Source organism: Neisseria sp. P0021.S007, from assembly GCF_051956855.1.
In genome coordinates this window covers 1-672 of record NZ_JBQCXA010000574.1, presented here as the reverse complement: position 1 = coordinate 672, position 672 = coordinate 1, and the positions used below count along the sequence as shown (strand labels likewise).

The following is a 672-nucleotide window of genomic DNA, read 5'->3' as shown; positions in this document are numbered from 1 at the left end:
GTGTCGTGTTCGGTACGGGTACTCATGCATTTCTCCTATATTTAAACAGAAATAATAATGATTCGTAAATTTATTATACCCAGCAAAAGGCCGTCTGAAAAGGGAGGGGTTTTCAGACGGCCTTTTGCTTTATCAACCTGAAATATTAATAGAAGATAAAACCCGATTTCGGAGCAAATACATCCTGCGCCGCCGCTCCCCTCTTCTAAAAATTTTCCTCCTTGCCGATTTGTATTTTGCGCTAGGTATTTATCGACAATAAATACCTTATCGTTTCTTTACTTTGCTTCTCTCCAAGAGCATAATGAATAAAAATGATTATCAGGAGATGAAGATGAAACGAAAACATTTGGTTTACCTGTTAATGAGCAGTTTTGCCGCCGCAAACGGTTTTGCCGAAACCTTGGCAGACCCTGATGAAATCCAGCCTGTCAAAACCTTCTCCCCTCCCAAACCGATTGCACCGACCGCCGCACAAGGCTATTTCCCCGAAAACCAATTCGACCGCACCGACCGCAGCGATCATTACTTTGTTACCGAAAACATAGACCAAGCCTTCCGTCCGTTGAAAGCAAACAGCGGCTTCTACGGCAAAAGCTTTTACAACTCCGTTACCGCGCAAGCGCGTGGGGCAAAAGTGTACGGCGTGGCCAACCTCAATCACACCAAGGC

1 pseudogene is annotated in these 672 nt (G+C 44.9%); it reads left to right on the top strand.

Features of this window, described 5'->3' with window-relative positions:
* Positions 1 to 334: 334 nt before the first annotated feature.
* Positions 335 to 672, top strand: a pseudogene (locus ACTHUR_RS14700) (TonB-dependent receptor); the annotation flags it as partial.